Origin of the sequence: Kaistia nematophila (assembly GCF_026343855.1) — a bacterium.
In the GTDB taxonomy this organism is placed as follows: Bacteria; Pseudomonadota; Alphaproteobacteria; order Rhizobiales; family Kaistiaceae; genus Kaistia; species Kaistia nematophila.
This window is the reverse complement of sequence record NZ_JAPKNK010000002.1, coordinates 168,671-187,402: the sequence shown is the minus strand read 5'-3', so window position 1 is coordinate 187,402 and position 18,732 is coordinate 168,671. Positions and strand designations below refer to the sequence as shown.

The window sequence follows — 18,732 nt, the reverse complement described above, 5'->3', positions numbered from 1 at the left end:
CTTCCTATGCTTCGCCGGCTTCTCCGCCGAGCGTCACCATCTGGAACGCCGCCGTGAAGCCAGGCCCCAGCGACGAAGCCAGCATATCGCCTCGCCGACCGGTCTTCAGCAGGTCTTCCAGCACGAACAGCACCGTGGGCGCCGACATGTTGCCATAGGCCGCCAGCACGCGCCGTTCCGCGTCGAGGCCGAATTTCGGATAGTCGAACACCTTCTCCAGCTCGTCCATGACCTTGGCGCCGCCCGGATGGCAGCACGGCCGGTCGATATCGGCGCGCGTCAAGCCGTGGCGGGAGAGAAAGCCGTCGAGGGCCGCCGGATAGTGTTCGGCGATGATCTGTGGGATGCTCTGCTGGAAGATCACGTCGAAGCCGTTCGCGTCGATGTTCCAGCCCATGACGTCGAGCGTGTTCGCCCAGCAATGCTCGCCGCCTATGCCGAGCGCCGGAGAACCGGCGTCGCGCGGGTCGCTGCTGATGACCGCCGCCGCCGCGCCGTCGCCAAACAGCGCGCTGGCGACGAGGTTGCTCTTGGTCAGCCGATCATAGCGGAAGGCGAGGCTGCTCAGCTCGACAACGATGAGCAGGCAGCGGAGCCCTGCCTGCGAGCGGGTCATCTGGGTCGCGCGGGTCAGCCCCAGTACGCCACCGGCGCAACCGAGCCCGAAGATCGGCAGCCGCATCACATCCGATCGGAAGGGGATCCTGTTCATCAGCCGCGCCTCGATGCTGGGCGTCGAGATGCCGGTCGAGGAGACGAAGACGATGACGTCTATATCCTGCGGTTGCAAGTGCGCCCGCTCGAGCGCCAGGCGGGCGGCGTCATGGGCGAGGGTGGTCGCGTGCTGCTGGTAGAGCCGGGTCTTCTCCTCGAAATCGGCCGGCCCCAGGAACCACTCGACCGGCAGGCAGCTGTAGCGCGCCTCGATGGCGGCGTTATCGAACACCTGCTCCAACTGGTCGAAGAAGGGCATGCGCGAGCCGAACACCTCGCGCGCCCGTTCCTTGGCCACGGATTGCGGGATCCGATGCGGGGGCACCACCGTCACCAGCGATCGCAGCGTCGCCGCCACCGTGGGACTGCCGGCATGCGCAGTCATGGCGGCGCTCGGAAACCGGATCAGGTTCATGCCTGTCTCTCCAGGTCAGGGATTCGCATCCGGCACGCGCCGCGGTAGCCAACTCGGCGGCCGGTGTCGATCGGTATCGTGTCTGGACCGCACGGCCTGCAGACCGCGACTACTGGTTCCAGTCGGTCATGGCCCGGCCGTAATTGTAGTTCGAAGCCCAGCTCGGCCCCCGTGGCCAGGCTTGCTGATCGGGCGGGCCGTGCGCGCTATAGGAAAGGCAGCGCTGGAACTGGGTGTCCCAGATCTGCTGGTTGCCGCATGGCGGCATGCGCGCATGAACCGTCCTACCATGACCGCAATAGCCGAAGGCCGGAGCCGTCGCGGCCAGGCTGAGCAGGGCGACACACGAGATCGCTAGAGGGGCACGAGCTGGTACCGAGTTCATCGGCATGTCTCCGTCGGCGTGGTGCCGACGGGAGGCTAGTCCTTGCCGACGCACTATTCGATATCCGCGACGCGCCCCTCGGGTCACGAAGTGGTGACGCGCGAACCGGCGGCATCCGAGACGGCGCCGCCGGTTTCTGTGCCGGATCCCGCCTATTCGACCGGCTTGCCCGCCAACGCGGAGGCGAGTTCCTCGTATTGCTCGCATTCCGTGTTGCCGCACAGCTTCTGCACGACGACCAACTCGGCCTGGGCCAATTCCGTGCGACCGGCGCTGGCATAGCCTTCACCCAGATATTCATGGGTGTTCACATTGTTGGGATCGATCGCCAGCGCCTGCTTGTAGAAGTCGATGCCGACATCGGTATCGCCCTTCTTGCGGTGGCTGTAGCCGATATAGGTCAGCACGACGGCGTCGTGCTTGTCCTGCACGGCGTCGAGCACGTCGAGGGCGTTGTCGTAATAGCCGGCCAGCGCCAGCTGACGGCCCTGTTGCAGCAGTTGCTTGTCATCGAGGCCGCTATGCTGCGCCTTGACGCAACGCTGCAGGTTCATGTTGTAGACCATGCCGCGCTTGCAGACCTGGTTGGACGGCATGAAATGGCTGCTGCCACCGCCGCCGCTGCCACTGCTGCTTCCACTGCTGCTGCCGCCACCTCCGCCTCCGCCGCTGCTACCCCCACCACCACCGCCCCCGCCGCCGCCGCCACCTCCGCCTCCTCCACTGGAGGCGAGGGCGGCGCCGGTCGAGGCCAGCAGGCCGATGAAGGCGAGCGTCAGCACGGAACGCGTTGTCTTTTCGAACATGGTTGTCATCGGACCCTCCGACTGGTTTCCTCTCGCCCGTGAGACGAGAGTCGCGGCAAGAACAGCAGGGGCGGGAGCCCTATTCGGTAGCCCATGTCGAGAACGGATCACGATGCTGTGAAGGCGGACCTCGCGCTTCATCTCGAAGCGCTCTGGCGCTATGGGCTCGTCCTGTCGCGCAACCGCGATACTGCCGAAGATCTGGTCCAGGCTACTTGCGTGCGCGCACTGGAGCGGTCGCACCAGTTCCTTCCCGGCACGCGGCTCGACCGCTGGCTGTTCGCCATCCAGCGTTCGATCTGGATCAACGAGCTGCGCTCCCAGCGCGTCCGCCAGGGCGCCGGGATCGTCGATGCCGAGATCGCGCTGGTCGTCGACGGTCGTCACGAGATCGAGACGAATATTCTTGCCTCTCAAGTGTTAAGGGAGATCGGAAAGCTGGCCGAGGCGCAGCGGGAGACCGTGCTGCTCGTCTATGCCGAAGGGTTCTCCTACCGCGAGGCGGCCGAATTCCTGGGTGTTCCGATCGGCACGGTGATGAGCCGGCTCGCGACGGTCCGCGAGCGGCTCGGCGGATTGTCGGACGCGACGGAGCGGCGCGAGGAGACAGAACGAGGCGGCGATGACGGACACTAGTCATCCGGACGATGCGAGGCTGATCGCCTATCTCGACGGCGCGCTGTCGGTCGAGGAGCGGGACAAGCTGGCGGCGCGGCTTGCGAGCGACCAGCCGCTCCAGGCCCGGCTGGAGCGGATCGAGCGGGGCGGGCGTTTGATCGCGCCGGCCTTTGCCGCCCTTGGCGCCGACGCCCCGCGCGCGCGGCTCGAAGCGCGGCTTGCCGCCGCGATCGCGTCCGACGAGACCCGACTCGTGCTCGAACGGCCGCGCGCCCGCAGCTGGAGCCTGCCGAAATGGCAGCCTCGGCTCGTCGCGGCTGCGCTCGCCCTGTTCGTGCTCGGCGGGGTGGTCGGCATGTCGCTCAGCGGCCGCGTCGATCGCGACGCGGCCGTGACCGAGGCCGCGGCAGAGGGCTGGCGGCAGGCGGTGGCGGAATACTGGTCGTTGACGACGGCGGACACGCTGGCCCTGACGCCGACGCCCGAGCGCGCGGCGGCAGAACTCCAGGCCGCGTCGGCCAAGCTCGGCGTCGACCTGTCATCCGTGCCGGACGCGTTTCCGGGCCTGTCGTTCCGCGGCGCGCAGCTCTTCGATTTCCATGGCCGCCCGCTGGTGCAGATCGCCTATCTCGATCCGCAGCACGGGCCGATCGCCTATTGCGTGATCGCCGACCCCGACCAGAGGGAGAGGGCGCCGACGACGGAGGAACTCGACGGATTCACCGTAGTTCACTGGGCTTCGGGCGGACAGGCGCGGCTCCTGATCGGCCGCGCGCCGGCGGAGCGCCTGCAGGCGCTCGCCCAGAAGGTCACCGGCTGATAGGGCGAGGGGCCCGGCGCCGCAAGGCCCCCCAGCCAATCAGACGACCACGCCGTGCAGGTCGTAGGCGTCCGCGCCCTCGACCTTGGCCGTGTAGATTTCGCCGACGCGCATCGGACGGCGCGACGTCAGGTGGATCGCGCCATCGATCTCCGGCGCGTCCCAGACCGTGCGGCCCTTGGCGGTCAGGCCCGTCGTCTCGTCGATGATGACTGGGATGCGGCGGCCGACCTTCTTGGCGAGGCGCTTGGCGCTGATTTCCTGCTGCCGCTTCATGAAGCGGTGCCAGCGGATTTCCTTGACCTCTTCCGGAACCGGATTGGCCAGCTCGTTCGCCGGCGCGCCCTCGACCGGTTCGAACTTGAAGCAGCCGACGCGGTCGAGCTTCACCTCGTCCAGCCATTCGAGCAGGAATTCGAAATCCTCGTCCGTCTCGCCGGGGAAGCCGACGATGAAGGTCGAGCGCACGGCGAGGTCCGGGCAGATCTCGCGCCACTTATGGATGCGGTCGGCCGTCTTCACCTGGTTGCCCGGACGGCGCATCGCCTTCAGGACGTTCGGGCTCGCATGCTGGAACGGGATGTCGATATAGGGAAGGATCTTGCCCTCGGCCATCAGCTCGACGACCTGGTCGACATGCGGGTAGGGGTAGACATAGTGCATGCGCACCCAGGCGCCGAGCTCGCCGAGCGCCTGCGACAGGTCGAGGAACTTCGCGCGCACCTCGCGGTCGCGCCACTTGCTGGCCTCGTACTTGATGTCGACGCCATAGGCGCTCGTATCCTGCGAGATGACGAGCAGCTCCTTGACGCCGGCCTTCACCAGGCGCTCGGCCTCGCGCAGCACGTCGCCGGCCGGGCGGCTGACGAGGTCGCCGCGCAGTTTCGGGATGATGCAGAAGGAGCAGCGGTTGTTGCAGCCCTCGGAAATCTTCAGATAGGCGTAGTGGCGCGGGGTCAGCTTGATGCCCTGCGGCGGCACCAGGTCGACGAACGGATCGTGCGCCGGCGGCACGGCGGTGTGCACCGCGCCGAGCACGCTCTCATATTGCTGCGGACCGGTGATCGCCAGCACGTTGGGGAACGCCTCGCGGATCTGCTCGGGCTCGGCGCCCATGCAGCCCGTGACGATCACCTTGCCGTTCTCCTTCATCGCCGTGCCGATCGCTTCCAGCGATTCCGCCTTGGCGCTGTCGAGGAAGCCGCAGGTGTTGACGATGACGACGTCGGCGCCGTCGTGATGGCGCGAGAGCTCGTAGCCCTCGGCGCGCAGATGGGTCAGGATCCGCTCGGAATCGACCAGGGCCTTGGGGCAGCCGAGGCTGACAAAGGAAATGCGCGGCGCTTCGCTGTTCATGCGGGCATGTCTCGGTCGTGGTTGGTCGGTGGCTGGTCCGGTGCGACAGGCGTCAGGCGCGCCGCGCCAGGGGCGCGGACAGGGTCGACGGGACGGGCTACCTTTTCATTGTTCTATTTCTGGTCGCCTAGATGTCGGAGAGGCCCCGGTCTGTCAATTGAATCCTTGGCGGGGCCTGTGAAACCTTGGCGCGGCTTGCGGCTGCTTGTCACGCGGGGCTTGTGGGGCAGGGGGCTACCGCCTAGCTGAGAGGCATTCGGACGCAGCGGAGTGGATCATGACCGGCGAGACCAGCGGATTTGGGGTGGCCATTCCCGGCGTCGATGAAGCGTCGATCAAGACCCTCGTGCACACCTTCTACGACCGCGTCCGCCGCGACAGCTTGATCGGCCCGATCTTCGAGGCCCAGGTCGATGACTGGCCCGAGCATCTCGACAAGCTCTGCGCCTTCTGGTCGAACGTCGTGCTCAGAACCGGCCGCTACCAGGGCCGGCCGATGCAGAAGCATCTACGCCTGCCGATCGAGGCGGCGCATTTCGACCGCTGGCTGGCGCTCTTCCGCGCCACGGCGAGCGAAATCATGCCGCCTGATGGCGCCGCCATCTTCATCGATCGCGCCAACCGCATCGCCGACAGCTTCGAGCTCGGCATTGGCAGCGTGCGGGGCCAATTCCGCGCGCCGCGCCATGCCTTCAAGATGCCGCGTCCGGGCTAGAACCCTTCCGTGTTTCATGGGGGCACGGAGGGGTTCCGGTTCTTTGTCTGGCCGCGTCTTCTTCACGCGAGCCGGTATCCACTTTGCTCGAGACGCTCTCGATCGGCGATTGCAGCCGTCGCCATACGCCCTATAGTGGTCAGGAAAACTGACAACTTGTGACGCCAAGGAATTCGTCCCGCATGTCCCTGCTTTTTGAGCCGCTTCAGGCCGGCGCGCTTCACCTGCCCAATCGCATTGTCATGGCTCCCCTGACGCGCAGCCGGGCAGGGGCCGAGCGCGTCCCGAACAAGCTGATGGCCGAATATTACGCGCAGCGCGCCAATGCCGGCCTCATCATCAGCGAGGCGACCAGCGTCAGCGCGCAGGGCGTGGGCTATCTAGGCACGCCCGGCATCTGGTCCGACGCCCAGGTTGAAGGCTGGCGGCAGGTCACCGATGCCGTTCACGCCGCCGGAGGGCGGATGGTGTCTCAGCTCTGGCATGTGGGCCGCATTTCGGATCCCGAACTGCTCGGCGGCGATCTGCCGGTCGCGCCCTCGGCCATCCGAATCCCCGGCCATGTCAGCCTGCTGCGTCCGATCCGTCCCTATGTCGTGCCGCGCGCTCTGGAGACGAGCGAGATCCCCGGCATCATCGAGGATTTCCGTCGCGGCGCCGAGAACGCCAAGCGAGCCGGCTTCGACGGCGTCGACGTGCATGGCGCCAATGGTTACCTGCTCGACCAGTTCCTGCAGGACAGCAGCAACCATCGCACCGACCAGTATGGCGGTTCGATCGAGAACCGCACCCGGCTCATGCTGGAGATCGTGGACGCGGCGATATCGGTCTGGGGACCGGATCGCGTCGCCGCCCATATCCGGCCGCGCGGCGACGACCATGCCATGGGCGACAGCAACCCGCGCGCCCTGTTCACCTATCTGGCGGAACAGCTGAAGCGGCGGGGCATCGCCTTCCTGTTCGTGATCGAGCGCGAGGAGCCGGACAGCCTCCTTGCCGAGATCAAGCGGGCCTTTGGCGGCGTCGTCATCGCCAATGAGCGGATGAGCAAGGCCGACGCCGAGCGTCTGATCCGGGAAGGCTCGGCCGACGCCGTCGCCTTCGGCCGCAAGTACATCGCGTCGCCCGACCTCGCCAAGCGCTTCGCCATCGACGCGCCGCTGAACGAACCGGATGCCTCGACCTTCTACACGCCGGGCGCCAGGGGCTACACCGACTATCCGGCGCTCGAGGCGGCCGAGTAGGGCCGGCGGGGCGCGGGACACGAACGTCCATATGCGGCGGCGAGGGCAGGGCGACGATCCGGCCCTCGCCAATCGCAGCGGGCCCTATTCCAGGACCAGCCGTTCCTCGAAATGGTTCATGTCCTCGAAGCTGCAGAAGGCCGGCGGCCGCAGTTCGAGGATCGGCGCCTCGCGCGCGAGCAGGCCGAGGCAGTCGTCGAACAGCGCTTCCCACGCCGAAAGCCGATCCTCGGCCAGCCAGTCGATCATGTAGGCGAGAGTGACGTGGAAGACGTAGTCGTCATGGTCGGGGTGGCGGTAGCCGAACGCCTCGGCGAAGGCGTCACGCCACGCCCGCATCCGTCGTTCGTCCTCGTCGGTGGCGCCGGCGACGGTCAGTCCGGTCGGAACGACGTCGATCACACGGACCTGGAACGGTCCGGCGCCGTGAAAATCCTTCAGCTTGTCCCGATAGTGAGCCGTCATGACGTCGATGTCGGTGTCGAGCGGCATGTCGGACGGCCAGAACGGCAAGCTGCGGCGATATTCGATGATGCCTTGGAACAGCGTCATGTGGAGGCTGGATACAGGCGTGAACGCCAGGCGGCCGGCATCGGGCTCAGCCTGCATGCGGCGGCGGACTTCCACGACCGCCTGCTGCGACGGCGATCCCTCGACCAGATGGCAGACGACGGTATTGCCGGGTTCGGACAGGAAGGTGCCGCTCCGGTCGTAACGACGGCCCAGATGCCGGGGCGGCTCTGTCTGCGTCGCGGCCGAATAGCGGTTGAGCCGGCTGTCTGAGAGAATCGATGTCATGATGCAGGGGGCCGTGCGGTTTGCGGGAATGTGGCAGCTATCCCGGAGACGATGAAGCGCACATGACAGGGCAGGGACTTGGTCCCCGCCCGACCGAGCCGATCCGCAGCACGGCACTGCCCTGGATTGAATCTCTCCTTCGGAACGCCAGTTGAAACCGTGCGCCTGCCCTGGGACCGCGTCGCGATCCGCTGCGGGTCGATTTGGCCATTCTCCGGAAGGACCGCACCGTGAACAACAACGCTGCATCCGGCATGAAGATCACCGTCACGAAGGACGGGCCGTATCTGGTTCGTGGGCGGGTTCCGTTGAGCCGGCAGGCCATCGGCGCCAACGCGGCGGGCGATTCCGTCGAGTGGGTCGAGATCGAAACGATCGAGCCGGCGACGGTGGCCTACAAGCTCTGCCGCTGCGGCCGTTCGGCGACCAAGCCGTTCTGTGACGACACCCACACGCGCATCGGCTTCGTCGGCGACGAGACGGCCGCCAGACGGTCCTACGCAGTTATGGCGCAGGAGATCGACGGACCGGCGCTGGCGCTCACCGACGCCGAGTCGCTCTGTGCTTTCGCGCGCTTCTGCGATCGCGACGGCAAAGTCTGGAACACAGTGTCAGAGGCGAGGCTAGAACCCGAGCGCGCCGCCTTCGTCCGGCAGGTCGGCCAATGTCCTTCCGGCCGGCTGGTCGCCTGGGACTACGGGACGCGCCAACCGGTCGAGCCCGAACTGCCGCCCTCAATCGTGATCGTCGAGGACCCGCAGAAGGGCGTCGCCGGGCCGCTCTGGGTGCGAGGCGGCATTCCCGTCGAAGCTGCTGACGGCACGCCTTACGAGACCCGGAACCGGATGACGTTGTGCCGCTGCGGCCAATCGGCCAACAAGCCGTTCTGCGACGGGACACATGCCTCGATTGGCTTCAAGGATCGCTGACCTGCCGCCATCGCAGCGGCAGAGGAGGGCGCAGGAACCGGGCAGGGCGCTCGCCTCCCGCCTCGCCCTGGAATATCGGAGCCAGCGTTGATCCGCCCTGCCCGATCGAATAAAACGACGTCATATCAATGATATGGAGGAGAATGCAGCATCCGCCCATGAAGCGTCTTGCTGCCGTCACAGGGCTGCCATATCCCGCGTCTCAACCAGCAGGAGGCCGGGATGGCACAGATCATTTTTCTCCACGGCGCATCCAGCTCCGGCAAGTCGACCATCGCCAAGGCGCTGCAGGACCGGATCGAGATGCCGTTCTGGCATATCTCGATCGATCATCTGCGCGACGCCGGCTTACTGCCGACGCGACGCTTCAAGAGCGGCGAGTTTCGCTGGGCCGACGCCCGGTCGGCCTTCTTCGACGGCTTCCACGGCTCCCTGAAGGCCTATGCGGACGCCGGCAACAACCTGATCCTCGAGCACATCCTCGACAAGGAAAACTGGCTGGAGATGTTGGCGAGGCTGCTTGCGCAGCACGACGTGTTCTTCGCTGGCGTCCATTGTCCGCTGGAGCTTCTGGTCGAGAGAGAGGCGGCGCGCGGCGACCGGCCGATTGGCAGCGCCCGTCAGGATTACGAGACCATCCATGTCGGCAAGGCATACGACATCGAGCTGAACTCGACGGACAGCGTCGACGCCAATGTCGAGGCCTTGCTCACCGCCTGGCGTAGCGACCGCCGCGTATCGAGCTTCACCCGACAGCGGGGCTGACGCGGGCCTGCGGCAACACGGTCACGACGACGACGCGCTCAACGCTCCAGCCGCTCCGGTGTCACAGAGAGCGTACCGCCGTTCTGCGAAGGGCTCTATGGCGGTTGAGGGGACTTCGCTGTCGTGCAACGTCCCAGCTCCACTCCAACATCCTCAATTCGCATAAGATATATTATGGAACTATATCGGATACCCGGGCTGGCTGGGGATTGAACTGTGGCCGGACGGGTCTAGCCGATCTGCCGCCCGCAAACCTTGTGCGTGATGCGTCGCCTGCCGGCTACGGTGTCGGCGACGTCGATGGCGTTTCATCCGCCGAGGCCCAGCGCGGCGGCGTCACCAGCTTGGTCACGGTCTTATCGCTCCAGCGCATCAGGTTGTCGACCAGCCGGCCGCTCTGCGTGACAACGCTCGTAGCCGCTGACTTGGCCAGGCCGCCGACGGTCGATGCCTCGCGCTCGATCAGCATCGGCTCATCTTGCGGAATGGTCATCGGCGGCTCTATGGCAGCCGGCATGGGCTGCGGACCAACAGCTTGCATCGTGCCGTGCGGCGGCATCACCCGCGCCTCACCAGGGCTCGCAGAGGCTGCCAGCGCCTTGTTGACGGTCGTCTCCCACGAGACGCACTCATCGGCCTCGCAGCGAGGCTTGGCCGGACCGGCCTTGGCTTCGGTGACCCTGGCTTCAGCCGGCTTGCTCAGCGGCTTGGGCGGAATGGCGGCCACCTTTGTCTCGGCCTGCGGCGTGGTGGTGTCGGGCGATACTTCGGCCGTCGGCAGCGGATCGGCGTCCAGGATCGGCGCGGCCGCCGTGTCGGATGCGCCTTCCTCGGGCAACACATACATCTGCGCGGTCGCCGGCGCGCTCGACGCCGGCAATTGCGACCGGGTCAGCATGGCGTTCGCGACGAAGCCGGCGCAAAGCACGGCGGCGAGCGAGGCCGATCCCAGCAGCACCAGACGCGGCACGCGCGGAAACGTCTTCTCGGAAAGCTCGTCGTTGATATCCATGGCGGTTCCTCTGCTCAGCGGAGCGATGGACGCATTAGGCCCCTGATTCCCGGCCTCAATGGGGCCGCTTTCGGGCGAAGCCGCGACCCCGGCGCGCTGATTTGGCGGCATTCGGCCATTTTCGCCTCGAATTTGGGCGTTTCGGCTCCCGATTTGACACCCCAATTCGTCAATCTTATCATAATACCATTGATCGAGACGGTCATCGCAGAATGGAGGAGGGCAGTCCCCTGCCCTTGGGCCAAACGGCGCCGCGTCCTGACGTTGCGCCGACGCCCGACTGCGTCTTGTCGTGCTGGAATTGGAGGAAATTCCTTGATCTACAGTACCCATCCGCGCCCGCAGATGGAGCGCAGCCAGTGGCAGCCGCTCGATGGCGCCTGGCAGTTCGCCTATGACGATGCCGCGCAATGGCAGCGGCCGGATCAGCCGGATTTCCCGCTCACGATCAACGTGCCCTATGTGCCGGAATCGCCGCGCAGCGGCATTCAGGACGAGGGTTTTCATCCGGTTGTCTGGTACCGCCGGACGGTTGAACTGCCCGAGGGCCTGGCGCCGGATGACGCGCACGACCTGATCCTGCATTTCGGCGCCATCGACTATATCAGCGACATCTGGATCGACGGCCAGCACGCCGCCTCCCATACAGGCGGCCACACGCCCGTCCGCATCGCGCTCGGCGCCCTGATCAAGGGGCGGTCGTTCGAGATTGTCGTGCGCGCCGAGGACGACCCGGCCGACATGCACAAGCCACGCGGCAAGCAGGACTGGCTCGCGGCTCCGCATGGCATCTGGTATCCGCGTACGACCGGCATCTGGCAGAGCGTCTGGATCGAGCGCGTCGGCAAAACCCATGTCGACCGCCTGCACTGGACGGCCGATTTCGCCCGCTTCGAGATCCGCCTCGATGCGCGCGTCGCGCGGCCGTCCGGCTGCCGGCTCAAGGTCAAGCTTTCGCTCGCGGGGCGGGTGCTGGTCGAGGACGAATATGCGCTGACCGGCAAGGACACCCGCCGCGTGCTCGCCCTCCCCGACCCCGGCATCGATGACGCGCGCGCCGAATATGTCTGGTCGCCGGAGCATCCGCAGCTGATCGACGCCGAAGTGGCGGTGATCGACGCCGCCGGCAATGTCGTCGATGCGGTCAAGAGCTACACGGCGATGCGCGGCGTCTCGACCGCGAATGGCCGTTTCGTCATGAACGGCCGTTCCTATTTCCTCCGCCTGGTGCTCGACCAGGGCTACTGGCGCGAAGGCGTCATGACCGCCAGCGACGAGGAACTCCGCCGCGACGTCGAACTGACGAAGCAACTGGGCTTCAACGGCGCCCGCAAGCACCAGAAGATCGAGAACCCGCGCTATCTCTACTGGGCCGACGTGCTCGGCCTGCTGGTCTGGGAGGAGATGCCGAGCGCATATTCCTTCTCGACCGAAGCAATCACGCGCCTTTCGGCCGAGTGGCAGGAAGCGATCGAGCGCGACTATTCGCATCCCTGCATCGTCGCCTGGGTGCCGTTCAACGAGTCCTGGGGCATTCCCGAGCTGCCCCACGACGCGCGCCAGCGCAGCTACCAGCAGGCGCTGTACCATCTCACCAAGTCCCTCGATCCGTCGCGGCCGGTGAGCGGCAATGACGGCTGGGAGCAGATGGCGACCGACATCTTCGCCGTGCACGACTACCACCATAGCGGCGACGTACTCGATGGCCGTTATCGCTCGGAGACGGTCTTCCGCGACACGCTGACGACCTTCCGCTCGGCGGGCCGCGCCCTTGCTCTCGAGGGCCATGCCTGGGCGGGCCAGCCGGTCATGCTGACGGAGTTTGGCGGTATCGCCTTCTTCATGGGCCAGGAAGCCGGCTGGGGCTACAGCCAGGCGAAGGACGCCGACGACTTCCTCGTCCGCTATGCCGACGTGCTGCGCCCGACGACGGAATCGACCCTGCTCGCGGGCTATTGCTACACGCAGCTGACCGACACCTATCAGGAACAGAACGGAGTCCTGACGATGGAGCGCAAGCCCAAGGCCGACATCGCCCGCATCCGCGCCGCCAATCTCGGCGTTCCGGTCGAACGGCTGCCGCAGGATCCCTTGGGCTACAACGCCCGCTGGCTTGCCCGGCATGGGAAGGCGAAGGCCTGATCACCAGCCTTCGAGGTGAAGACAACGAGGCCGCGGACGAGACATCGCCGCGGCCTCAGATATTTCGGGAGCTATAAAGCGGATCAGGATCCGCCAATAATTAATTGATATGTATTATAAAAATGCGCTTACGAGGAATCGGAACGGCCGCACCGATCGACCCTGCGGCCGTGAAAGAGCAGGGCAGTTCGCCTCCCCGGCCCTGCCCGCTACGCCTCGGAGTCCTTGCGGCCAAGCTGCGTCTTTTCGAATAGCAGCACGACGATGAGCGCGAAGCCGAATGGAATGAGCAGGTAGAGCAGCCGGAAGACGATCAGCGCGGCCAGAACGTCGTTGGGATTGAGCTCAGGGAGCGCCGCCAGGAAGGTCACCTCCAGCACGCCAAGACCGCCGGGCGCATGCGACAGAAGCGCGAGCGTGAACGAGGCGAGGAACACGCCGAGAATGACGAGATAGCCGGGATTTCCGGCCGCCGGCAGCGCGAAATAAATGATCGCGGCAGCGGCGGCGAGTTCCAGCGGCCCTGCCAGCATCTGGCGCGTGACGATCGGCAAGCGCGGATATTGCAGCGTGAAGCGCTTGAACTGCCATGGCGGGAAGTGCCGCCAGGAACCGAGGGCATAGAGCCCGACCATGGCGAGCAGGATGATGCCGGCGCTGAAGGACACCCAGTCCGGCACGTCCACAAGCCGGCGGACGATATGCGGCTCGATCGTCAGCACGAAGCCACCCATCAGCACGGTGCCGAGCGCGAAGGTGAAGGAGCAGAAGACGATGAGGAGGCCGATTTCCTGGGCCGTCAGGCCGCGCGTCGAATAGGCCCGGTAGCGCACCACGGCGCCGGAGATCACAGATGCGCCGATATTATGCGACAGCGCATAGGTCGTGAACGAGCAGAGCGAGATGAAGAGCCAGGAGACTTTCTTGCCGAGATGCTGGATGGCGATCCGGTCGTACCAGGCGAGCGCGGCATAGGCGACGAGGGTGGCGCAGATCGCCAGAGCCCAGTTTCCGAGCGTTATCGCGGCGAGACTGTCCGCCACTTCAGCGAACGAGATGCGACGAAACTCGCGGTAGAGGATGTAGATCGATACGGCGACTGCGCCGATCCCGAAGACGGACCAAGCCGCGTTTCGGCTCTTCATTAAGCAGTATCCCCTTTCCCGGGCGCCGGTTCCCGATGGTCCGCCGCTGTTATGATTCCGAGATTGGCATGTCCTTTTCGGTCGGGCCAGTGCGACGAATACGGCATCCCATGGTTAATGCCGCTCAGAGGCCGAGCGAGAATACCATTCCGTCGTAGGCCGGCTCGACGTCGCCAGGGATGCGCGCCGCAAGGGCCGCGTAGTCGAGATCGCCATGCATGTGGGTCAGGATCGTCTTGCGCGGCCGCAGGCGCTCGTGCCAGGCGAGCGTGTCGTCGACGCTGAAATGGCTCGGATGCGGCCGCCAGCGCAACGCATCGACCATCCAGAGCTGCATCTCGGCGAAATGCGGCAGGCTTTCGTCGGGGATGGCGCTGATATCGCTCGAATAGACGAAGCCGCCGATCCGGAAGCCGAGGCTGTCGATGTCGCCATGAATCTGGCGGATCGGCAGGATGTCGACCTTGCCTCCCGGACCGTCGATCGAAAAGCCCTGCCCTGCCTCGATCCGCGTCCGGCCGAGGATCGGCGGATAGCTGCCGCCGGCCGGCGTCCGGAAACAATAGCCGAACGCCTCCTCCAGCCGCTCCTGCGTGAAATCGTCGGAATAGACGGGCACCAGGCGGTGGGTATCGAGCCAGAACGACCGAAGGTCGTCGATGCCGTGCGTATGGTCGGCATGCGGATGGGTGAAGAGCACGGCGTCGACGCGATCGACGCGCGCGTCGAGCAGCTGGTTGCGCACGTCGGGGCCGGCATCGACGAGGATCCGCGTCGGATAGGGGTGATCGCCACGGAAGGCGTCGATGAGGATCGAGGATCGGGTGCGCCGGTTCTTCGGGTTGGACGGGTCGCACGCGCCCCAGTCATTGCCGATGCGCGGCACGCCGGGCGATGCGCCGCAGCCGAGCACCGTGATCCGCAGCCGATCGGCCCGGACAGCCCCTGCCCCGCCCTCAGCCATGCGGCACCGCCGTGGGGCCTGCCAGCGCGGCGCGCGGCACCTTGGTGAAGAGACGCATGAAGTTCTCCGTCGTCGCTTCGGCGATCGTCTCCGCCGACACGCCCTTGACCTCGGCCAGCACGGCGGCGGTGTCGCGCACATAGGCCGGCTCGTTGCGCTGGCCGCGATGCGGCACGGGGGCGAGATAGGGCGCGTCGGTCTCCACCAGCAGGCGGTCCATCGGCACGAAGCCGGCGACATCGCGAATCGACTGCGCGCTCTTGAAGGTCAGGATGCCGGAGAAGGAGACGTAGAGGCCGAGCTCCAGGCCGACCTTCGCCAGCTCCGCTCCGGACGAGAAGCAGTGCAGGATGGCGGGGAAGGCCCCCTTCCCCATCTCGTCGCGCAGGATCGCGATCATGTCGGCGTCGGCGTCGCGGGCATGGATCACCAGCGGCAGCTGCGTGATGCGGGCGGCGGCGATATGGCGGCGCAGCCCCTCCGCCTGCAGCAGCTTGTGCTCGGCGCCGTAGAAATAGTCGAGCCCGGCCTCGCCGATCGCCACCACCTTCGGATGGGCCGACAGCGCGACCAGTTCGTCGGTCGTGATGTCCGGCTCCTCATGCGCGCTGTTCGGATGGGTGCCGACCGAGCAGTAGACTTCGTCATGCGCCTCGGCGAGGGCGCGGATCCTGTCGAACTGGCGGACGCGGGTCGAGATGGTGACCATGAGGCCGATCCCGGCGTCCCGGGCGCGCTGCATCAGCGCCTCGCGATCGGTATCGAAGTCGGCGAAATCGAGATGACAGTGGCTATCGACCAGCATTCTGTTCAACGGTTCGGATGAGTGCGTCATGGATGGTGTCATGGCCGCAATATGGGGTGCTTCGTGCGCAGTCAGTAGCGGCTAACAGCCACGCTGTCGACCATTGTGGACAGTGGCGAGATCGCACCACTACAGTGCCGCAAGTGACCGCAGGCGGCCGGGGATTCGTACTTGCAACTCAGCCAACGCACTTTCTATGCGATCCTTCCAAGGCGCCTCAAGGAAGAGGCCCTCGTGCGCAAGCTGGCCGCCCGCCTGCCAGCCATGCAGGGTGCTCCCTCGTCGCTGGTGCTGACGCAGTCCGCCGAGACCGCCCGCCATCGCTACCAGATCGACTTCGAACGGATCGGGACGCAGCTGCATGTCTCGCTCGACCTCGATCTGATGGCGCGCGACCCGCACCAGTTCGAGATGGTCTGGCGGCGACTGCCGCCCCTGATCCACATCATGGCCCGCACGGCGCCTGGCGTGACGTCGGCGACAGCGAACATTTCGGACGGCGGCGGCAACATCGCCAACGAACTGGCCTATTGCTCCGACGAGCCCCAATCGCTGCTGGTGCCCGATCCCGGCTTCATGAAGCCCGAGATCTACCAGGCCTTCCGCCGGCTGGCCGAGAACCGGCCGGGCCAGTGGGCGGCGCGCAGCGACATGCTACTCTGGCGGGGCGCCATTTCCGGCCATGGCGACACCACGACCGAAGCGATGGACATCGACGATCCCAACCTGAAGCAGCGCGTGCGGCTCTGCCTGGCGCTCAGGGGGCTCGACGACGTCGATGTGCGCCTGATCGTGCCCGAGCGCGACCGCGCCGCGCATCCGGCGCGGCAGGCGATGGAGGCGCACGGCATCCTCGGTAGCTACGTGCCTCCGGCGCGCTGGATCGACGTCAAGTTCGCGCTCGACATCGATGGCCCGACCAACAGCTGGGGCAATCTCTATACGCGGATGCTGCTCGGCTGCTGCGTGCTGAAGGTCGCGTCGCCTTCCGGCTTCCGGCAATGGTTCTACGACGAGTTCGTGCCGTGGACGCACTACATACCGGTCGCGGCGGATCTGTCCGATATCGTCGAGAAGGTCGAGTGGTGCCGGGCGCACGACCAGGCCTGCCGCGAGATCGCGGCGGCAGGACAGGACTTCGCCCTGCGGCGCACGCGTGAATCGGAAACCATCGCCACCGTGCAGCGGATCAACGACCGCCTGGCGCCGGGTTAGGTCTGGCAAAGGGACCGGCTGGAAAGAAGAAAGCCCCTCACCCCAACCCTCTCCCGCAAGCGGTAGAGGGGGCGCGCCGCACCCAGTCCTTCGAGAAGAGCGGCTCCGACATTGCAACCACGTCGGCTCAAAAGCCCTCGCCCGCTTTCGGGAGAGGGTTGGGTGAGGGTCTTGCTTGAAGGTGACGGGGCCGAAGCAGATCCCGAAAGGACAATCCGAGCCGACGCGTGTGCTGCGGCTCGGATGGTGTCTTTACGCCGACTTTTCGGCCTCTTCCGCCTCGACATAGCGCGGGAACACGCCGGCCGGGGTGGGCAGGGTCGAACCGGGCGCGAGCCGGCCGGCGGCGCCGAGCGACGCGAAGCTTCGGCCAGCTTCCGGGATCGCCAGCAGGTCGAGGAGTTTCGTGGCCGAACCCGGCATGGCCGGCTGCGACAGGATGGCGATCTGGCGGATCACCTCGGCCGTGACGTAGAGCACGGTCGCTGCGCGGTCCGGATCGGTCTTGCGCAGTTGCCACGGAGCCTGGTTGGCGAAATAGCGGTTCGCCTCAGCGACGACGCCCCAGACCGCGTTCAGCGCGTGATGGATCTGCTGCCCGTCCATGGCGGCGCGGCAGATCGGCAGCAGGCCATCGGCGGCGGCGAGAATTTCTTCGTCCGCGGGCGTGAAGGAACCCGGCTGCGGAACGACGCCGCCAAGGTTCTTGCCGATCATCGACAGCGAGCGCTGCGCGAGGTTGCCGAGATCGTTCGCGAGATCCGCGTTGATCCGGTTGATGATCGCCTCGTGGCTGTAGTTGCCGTCCTGGCCGAAGGGAACCTCGCGCAGGAAGAAGAAGCGGACCGGATCGACGCCGTAGTGCTCGATCAGCGCGAACGGATCGATGACGTTGCCGAGCGACTTCGACATCTTCTCGCCGCGGTTGAACAGGAACCCGTGCGCGAAGACGCGCTTGGGCGGCTGCAGGCCGGCCGAGAACAGGAACGCCGGCCAATAGACCGAATGGAAGCGCACGATGTCCTTGCCGATGACATGCACGTCGGCCGGCCAGTAGCGCTCGAAGGACTCGCTCTTGTCGTCCGGAAAGCCGACCGCCGTGATGTAGTTGGTCAGGGCGTCGACCCAGACATACATCACGTGCTTCGGGTCGCCGGGAACCGGGATGCCCCAGTCGAAGGTCGTGCGCGAGATCGAAAGATCCTTCAGCCCGCCCTTGACGAAGCTGACCACTTCGTTGCGGCGCTCGTCGGGGCCGATGAAATCGCGATTGGCCTCGTAATGCGCGAGCAGCCGATCCTCGTAGGCGGAGAGGCGGAAGAAATAGCTCTCCTCCTCGACCCAGTCGACGACGGTTCCCTGCGGACCGTAGCGAAGCCCATCGGCCCGAACCTCGGTCTCCGACTCGGCGTAGTAGGCCTCGTCGCGAACCGAATACCAGCCGGCATAGGCATCCTTGTAGATGTCGCCATTGGCTTCCATCCGACGCCAGATCTCTTCCGAGGCGCGGTAATGGCGCGGCTCGGTGGTCCGGATGAAATCGTCATTCGAGCAGTTCAGCGCCTCGGCCATGGCCTGGAAGCGCGGCACGTTGCGATCGGCCAACTCGCGGGCCGTGATGCCGTCGCGCGCCGCCGTCTGCACCATCTTGATGCCGTGCTCGTCCGTCCCGGTCAGGAAGAAGACGTCGTAGCCGTCCAGCCGCTTGAAACGGGCGAGCGTATCGGTCGCCAGCATCTCGTAGGCATGGCCGATATGCGGAACACCGTTCGGATAGGAAATCGCTGTCGTGATGTAGAATTTCGGCGCTGTCACCGCTGTCTCGCTTTTCTTTCAACGCAACCAATAGTCTGTGCGCCAGCTTGGGGCCGGCCGTTCGACAGC

The 18,732-nt window shown here is 66.0% G+C and carries 18 protein-coding genes; 8 read left to right on the top strand and 10 right to left on the bottom strand.

What is annotated here, in order from left to right:
- Positions 1 to 4 precede the first annotated feature (4 nt).
- The 3 genes from OSH07_RS05160 to OSH07_RS05150 all read right to left on the bottom strand — a co-directional run bounded on the left by OSH07_RS05160 (position 5) and on the right by OSH07_RS05150 (position 2,329).
- Positions 5 to 1,129, bottom strand: coding sequence for a type III polyketide synthase (locus tag OSH07_RS05160; protein WP_266337549.1), 1,125 nt, complete (start codon positions 1,127 to 1,129; stop codon positions 5 to 7).
- Positions 1,130 to 1,238: 109 nt separating this feature from the next.
- Positions 1,239 to 1,397 carry a hypothetical protein gene (locus tag OSH07_RS05155; RefSeq protein ID WP_266337548.1) on the bottom strand — a complete coding sequence of 53 codons (159 nt, stop codon included), beginning with the start codon at positions 1,395 to 1,397 and terminating at the stop codon, positions 1,239 to 1,241.
- A gap of 269 nt (positions 1,398 to 1,666) precedes the next feature.
- Positions 1,667 to 2,329 (bottom strand): tetratricopeptide repeat protein, encoded by a 663-nt coding sequence (locus OSH07_RS05150; protein WP_266337547.1) that lies wholly within the window; start codon positions 2,327 to 2,329, stop codon positions 1,667 to 1,669.
- An 84-nt stretch (positions 2,330 to 2,413) separates the two neighbouring features.
- Between OSH07_RS05150 and OSH07_RS05145 the strand changes: the two genes are divergently transcribed.
- Together OSH07_RS05145 and OSH07_RS05140 are read left to right on the top strand one after the other, a co-directional pair.
- A complete protein-coding gene (locus OSH07_RS05145) occupies positions 2,414 to 2,956 on the top strand; it encodes an RNA polymerase sigma factor (RefSeq protein WP_266337546.1) in 543 nt (180 codons plus the stop codon).
- On the top strand, positions 2,943 to 3,758 hold the full coding sequence (locus tag OSH07_RS05140) for an anti-sigma factor (protein WP_266337545.1): 816 nt from the start codon (positions 2,943 to 2,945) through the stop codon (positions 3,756 to 3,758). Before OSH07_RS05145 ends, OSH07_RS05140 begins: the two co-directional genes overlap by 14 nt.
- A 39-nt stretch (positions 3,759 to 3,797) precedes the next feature.
- Here OSH07_RS05140 and rimO read toward each other — a convergent pair whose 3' ends face one another.
- The gene (gene rimO, locus OSH07_RS05135; RefSeq protein WP_266337544.1) at positions 3,798 to 5,114 is read right to left on the bottom strand and encodes a 30S ribosomal protein S12 methylthiotransferase RimO; all 1,317 of its coding nucleotides are present in this window, start codon (positions 5,112 to 5,114) and stop codon (positions 3,798 to 3,800) included.
- Positions 5,115 to 5,391: 277 nt separating this feature from the next.
- Here rimO and OSH07_RS05130 point away from each other — a divergent pair, with 277 nt between their 5' ends.
- Both OSH07_RS05130 and OSH07_RS05125 read left to right on the top strand, forming a co-directional pair.
- Positions 5,392 to 5,829 carry a group III truncated hemoglobin gene (locus OSH07_RS05130; protein ID WP_266337543.1) on the top strand — a complete coding sequence of 146 codons (438 nt, stop codon included), beginning with the start codon at positions 5,392 to 5,394 and terminating at the stop codon, positions 5,827 to 5,829.
- Positions 5,830 to 6,011: 182 nt separating this feature from the next.
- Positions 6,012 to 7,073, top strand: a complete 1,062-nt coding sequence (locus OSH07_RS05125) for an alkene reductase (RefSeq protein WP_266337542.1) — start codon at positions 6,012 to 6,014, stop codon at positions 7,071 to 7,073.
- Between the two features lie 84 nt (positions 7,074 to 7,157).
- On the opposite strand, the gene OSH07_RS05120 is transcribed toward OSH07_RS05125, so the two are convergent.
- A complete protein-coding gene (locus OSH07_RS05120; protein ID WP_266337541.1) occupies positions 7,158 to 7,871 on the bottom strand; it encodes a DUF1868 domain-containing protein in 714 nt (237 codons plus the stop codon).
- A 230-nt stretch (positions 7,872 to 8,101) separates the two neighbouring features.
- On the opposite strand from OSH07_RS05120, the gene OSH07_RS05115 reads away from it, so the two are divergent.
- The gene (locus OSH07_RS05115) at positions 8,102 to 8,800 is read left to right on the top strand and encodes a CDGSH iron-sulfur domain-containing protein (RefSeq protein ID WP_266337540.1); all 699 of its coding nucleotides are present in this window, start codon (positions 8,102 to 8,104) and stop codon (positions 8,798 to 8,800) included.
- A gap of 222 nt (positions 8,801 to 9,022) precedes the next feature.
- Entirely contained in the window at positions 9,023 to 9,565 is a 543-nt protein-coding gene (locus OSH07_RS05110) for a chloramphenicol phosphotransferase CPT family protein (protein ID WP_266337539.1), read from the top strand.
- 280 nt (positions 9,566 to 9,845) lie between these two features.
- Here OSH07_RS05110 and OSH07_RS05105 read toward each other — a convergent pair whose 3' ends face one another.
- A complete protein-coding gene (locus tag OSH07_RS05105; RefSeq protein WP_266337538.1) occupies positions 9,846 to 10,577 on the bottom strand; it encodes a hypothetical protein in 732 nt (243 codons plus the stop codon).
- A gap of 315 nt (positions 10,578 to 10,892) precedes the next feature.
- Here OSH07_RS05105 and OSH07_RS05100 point away from each other — a divergent pair, with 315 nt between their 5' ends.
- Positions 10,893 to 12,719, top strand: a complete 1,827-nt coding sequence (locus tag OSH07_RS05100; protein WP_266337537.1) for a glycoside hydrolase family 2 protein — start codon at positions 10,893 to 10,895, stop codon at positions 12,717 to 12,719.
- Between the two features lie 209 nt (positions 12,720 to 12,928).
- Here OSH07_RS05100 and OSH07_RS05095 read toward each other — a convergent pair whose 3' ends face one another.
- The 3 genes from OSH07_RS05095 to OSH07_RS05085 form a co-directional block, all read right to left on the bottom strand.
- Positions 12,929 to 13,864 carry a lysylphosphatidylglycerol synthase transmembrane domain-containing protein gene (locus OSH07_RS05095; protein ID WP_266337536.1) on the bottom strand — a complete coding sequence of 312 codons (936 nt, stop codon included), beginning with the start codon at positions 13,862 to 13,864 and terminating at the stop codon, positions 12,929 to 12,931.
- A gap of 124 nt (positions 13,865 to 13,988) precedes the next feature.
- Positions 13,989 to 14,828 (bottom strand): MBL fold metallo-hydrolase, encoded by an 840-nt coding sequence (locus tag OSH07_RS05090; protein WP_266337535.1) that lies wholly within the window; start codon positions 14,826 to 14,828, stop codon positions 13,989 to 13,991.
- Positions 14,821 to 15,633 (bottom strand): TatD family hydrolase, encoded by an 813-nt coding sequence (locus tag OSH07_RS05085; protein WP_266337534.1) that lies wholly within the window; start codon positions 15,631 to 15,633, stop codon positions 14,821 to 14,823. Before OSH07_RS05085 ends, OSH07_RS05090 begins: the two co-directional genes overlap by 8 nt.
- Before the next feature lie 234 nt (positions 15,634 to 15,867).
- Here OSH07_RS05085 and OSH07_RS05080 point away from each other — a divergent pair, with 234 nt between their 5' ends.
- A complete protein-coding gene (locus OSH07_RS05080; RefSeq protein WP_266337533.1) occupies positions 15,868 to 16,848 on the top strand; it encodes a glycosyl transferase family 90 in 981 nt (326 codons plus the stop codon).
- A gap of 252 nt (positions 16,849 to 17,100) precedes the next feature.
- On the opposite strand, the gene metG is transcribed toward OSH07_RS05080, so the two are convergent.
- Positions 17,101 to 18,663 carry a methionine--tRNA ligase gene (metG, locus tag OSH07_RS05075; RefSeq protein WP_266337532.1) on the bottom strand — a complete coding sequence of 521 codons (1,563 nt, stop codon included), beginning with the start codon at positions 18,661 to 18,663 and terminating at the stop codon, positions 17,101 to 17,103.
- Positions 18,664 to 18,732 lie beyond the last annotated feature (69 nt).

What these genes read in the sequence shown, in the direction of transcription:
- OSH07_RS05150 (WP_266337547.1), bottom strand. Translation starts at nt 2,329, where the DNA reads ATGACAACCATGTTCGAAAAGACAACGCGTTCCGTGCTGACGCTCGCC.
- OSH07_RS05155 (WP_266337548.1), bottom strand. Translation starts at nt 1,397, where the DNA reads ATGCCGCCATGCGGCAACCAGCAGATCTGGGACACCCAGTTCCAGCGC.
- OSH07_RS05145 (WP_266337546.1), top strand. Translation starts at nt 2,414, where the DNA reads ATGTCGAGAACGGATCACGATGCTGTGAAGGCGGACCTCGCGCTTCAT.
- OSH07_RS05125 (WP_266337542.1), top strand. Translation starts at nt 6,012, where the DNA reads ATGTCCCTGCTTTTTGAGCCGCTTCAGGCCGGCGCGCTTCACCTGCCC.
- OSH07_RS05095 (WP_266337536.1), bottom strand. Translation starts at nt 13,864, where the DNA reads ATGAAGAGCCGAAACGCGGCTTGGTCCGTCTTCGGGATCGGCGCAGTC.
- OSH07_RS05110 (WP_266337539.1), top strand. Translation starts at nt 9,023, where the DNA reads ATGGCACAGATCATTTTTCTCCACGGCGCATCCAGCTCCGGCAAGTCG.
- OSH07_RS05140 (WP_266337545.1), top strand. Translation starts at nt 2,943, where the DNA reads ATGACGGACACTAGTCATCCGGACGATGCGAGGCTGATCGCCTATCTC.
- OSH07_RS05105 (WP_266337538.1), bottom strand. Translation starts at nt 10,577, where the DNA reads ATGGATATCAACGACGAGCTTTCCGAGAAGACGTTTCCGCGCGTGCCG.
- OSH07_RS05120 (WP_266337541.1), bottom strand. Translation starts at nt 7,871, where the DNA reads ATGACATCGATTCTCTCAGACAGCCGGCTCAACCGCTATTCGGCCGCG.
- OSH07_RS05130 (WP_266337543.1), top strand. Translation starts at nt 5,392, where the DNA reads ATGACCGGCGAGACCAGCGGATTTGGGGTGGCCATTCCCGGCGTCGAT.
- OSH07_RS05160 (WP_266337549.1), bottom strand. Translation starts at nt 1,129, where the DNA reads ATGAACCTGATCCGGTTTCCGAGCGCCGCCATGACTGCGCATGCCGGC.
- OSH07_RS05090 (WP_266337535.1), bottom strand. Translation starts at nt 14,828, where the DNA reads ATGGCTGAGGGCGGGGCAGGGGCTGTCCGGGCCGATCGGCTGCGGATC.
- OSH07_RS05085 (WP_266337534.1), bottom strand. Translation starts at nt 15,633, where the DNA reads ATGCTGGTCGATAGCCACTGTCATCTCGATTTCGCCGACTTCGATACC.
- rimO (WP_266337544.1), bottom strand. Translation starts at nt 5,114, where the DNA reads ATGAACAGCGAAGCGCCGCGCATTTCCTTTGTCAGCCTCGGCTGCCCC.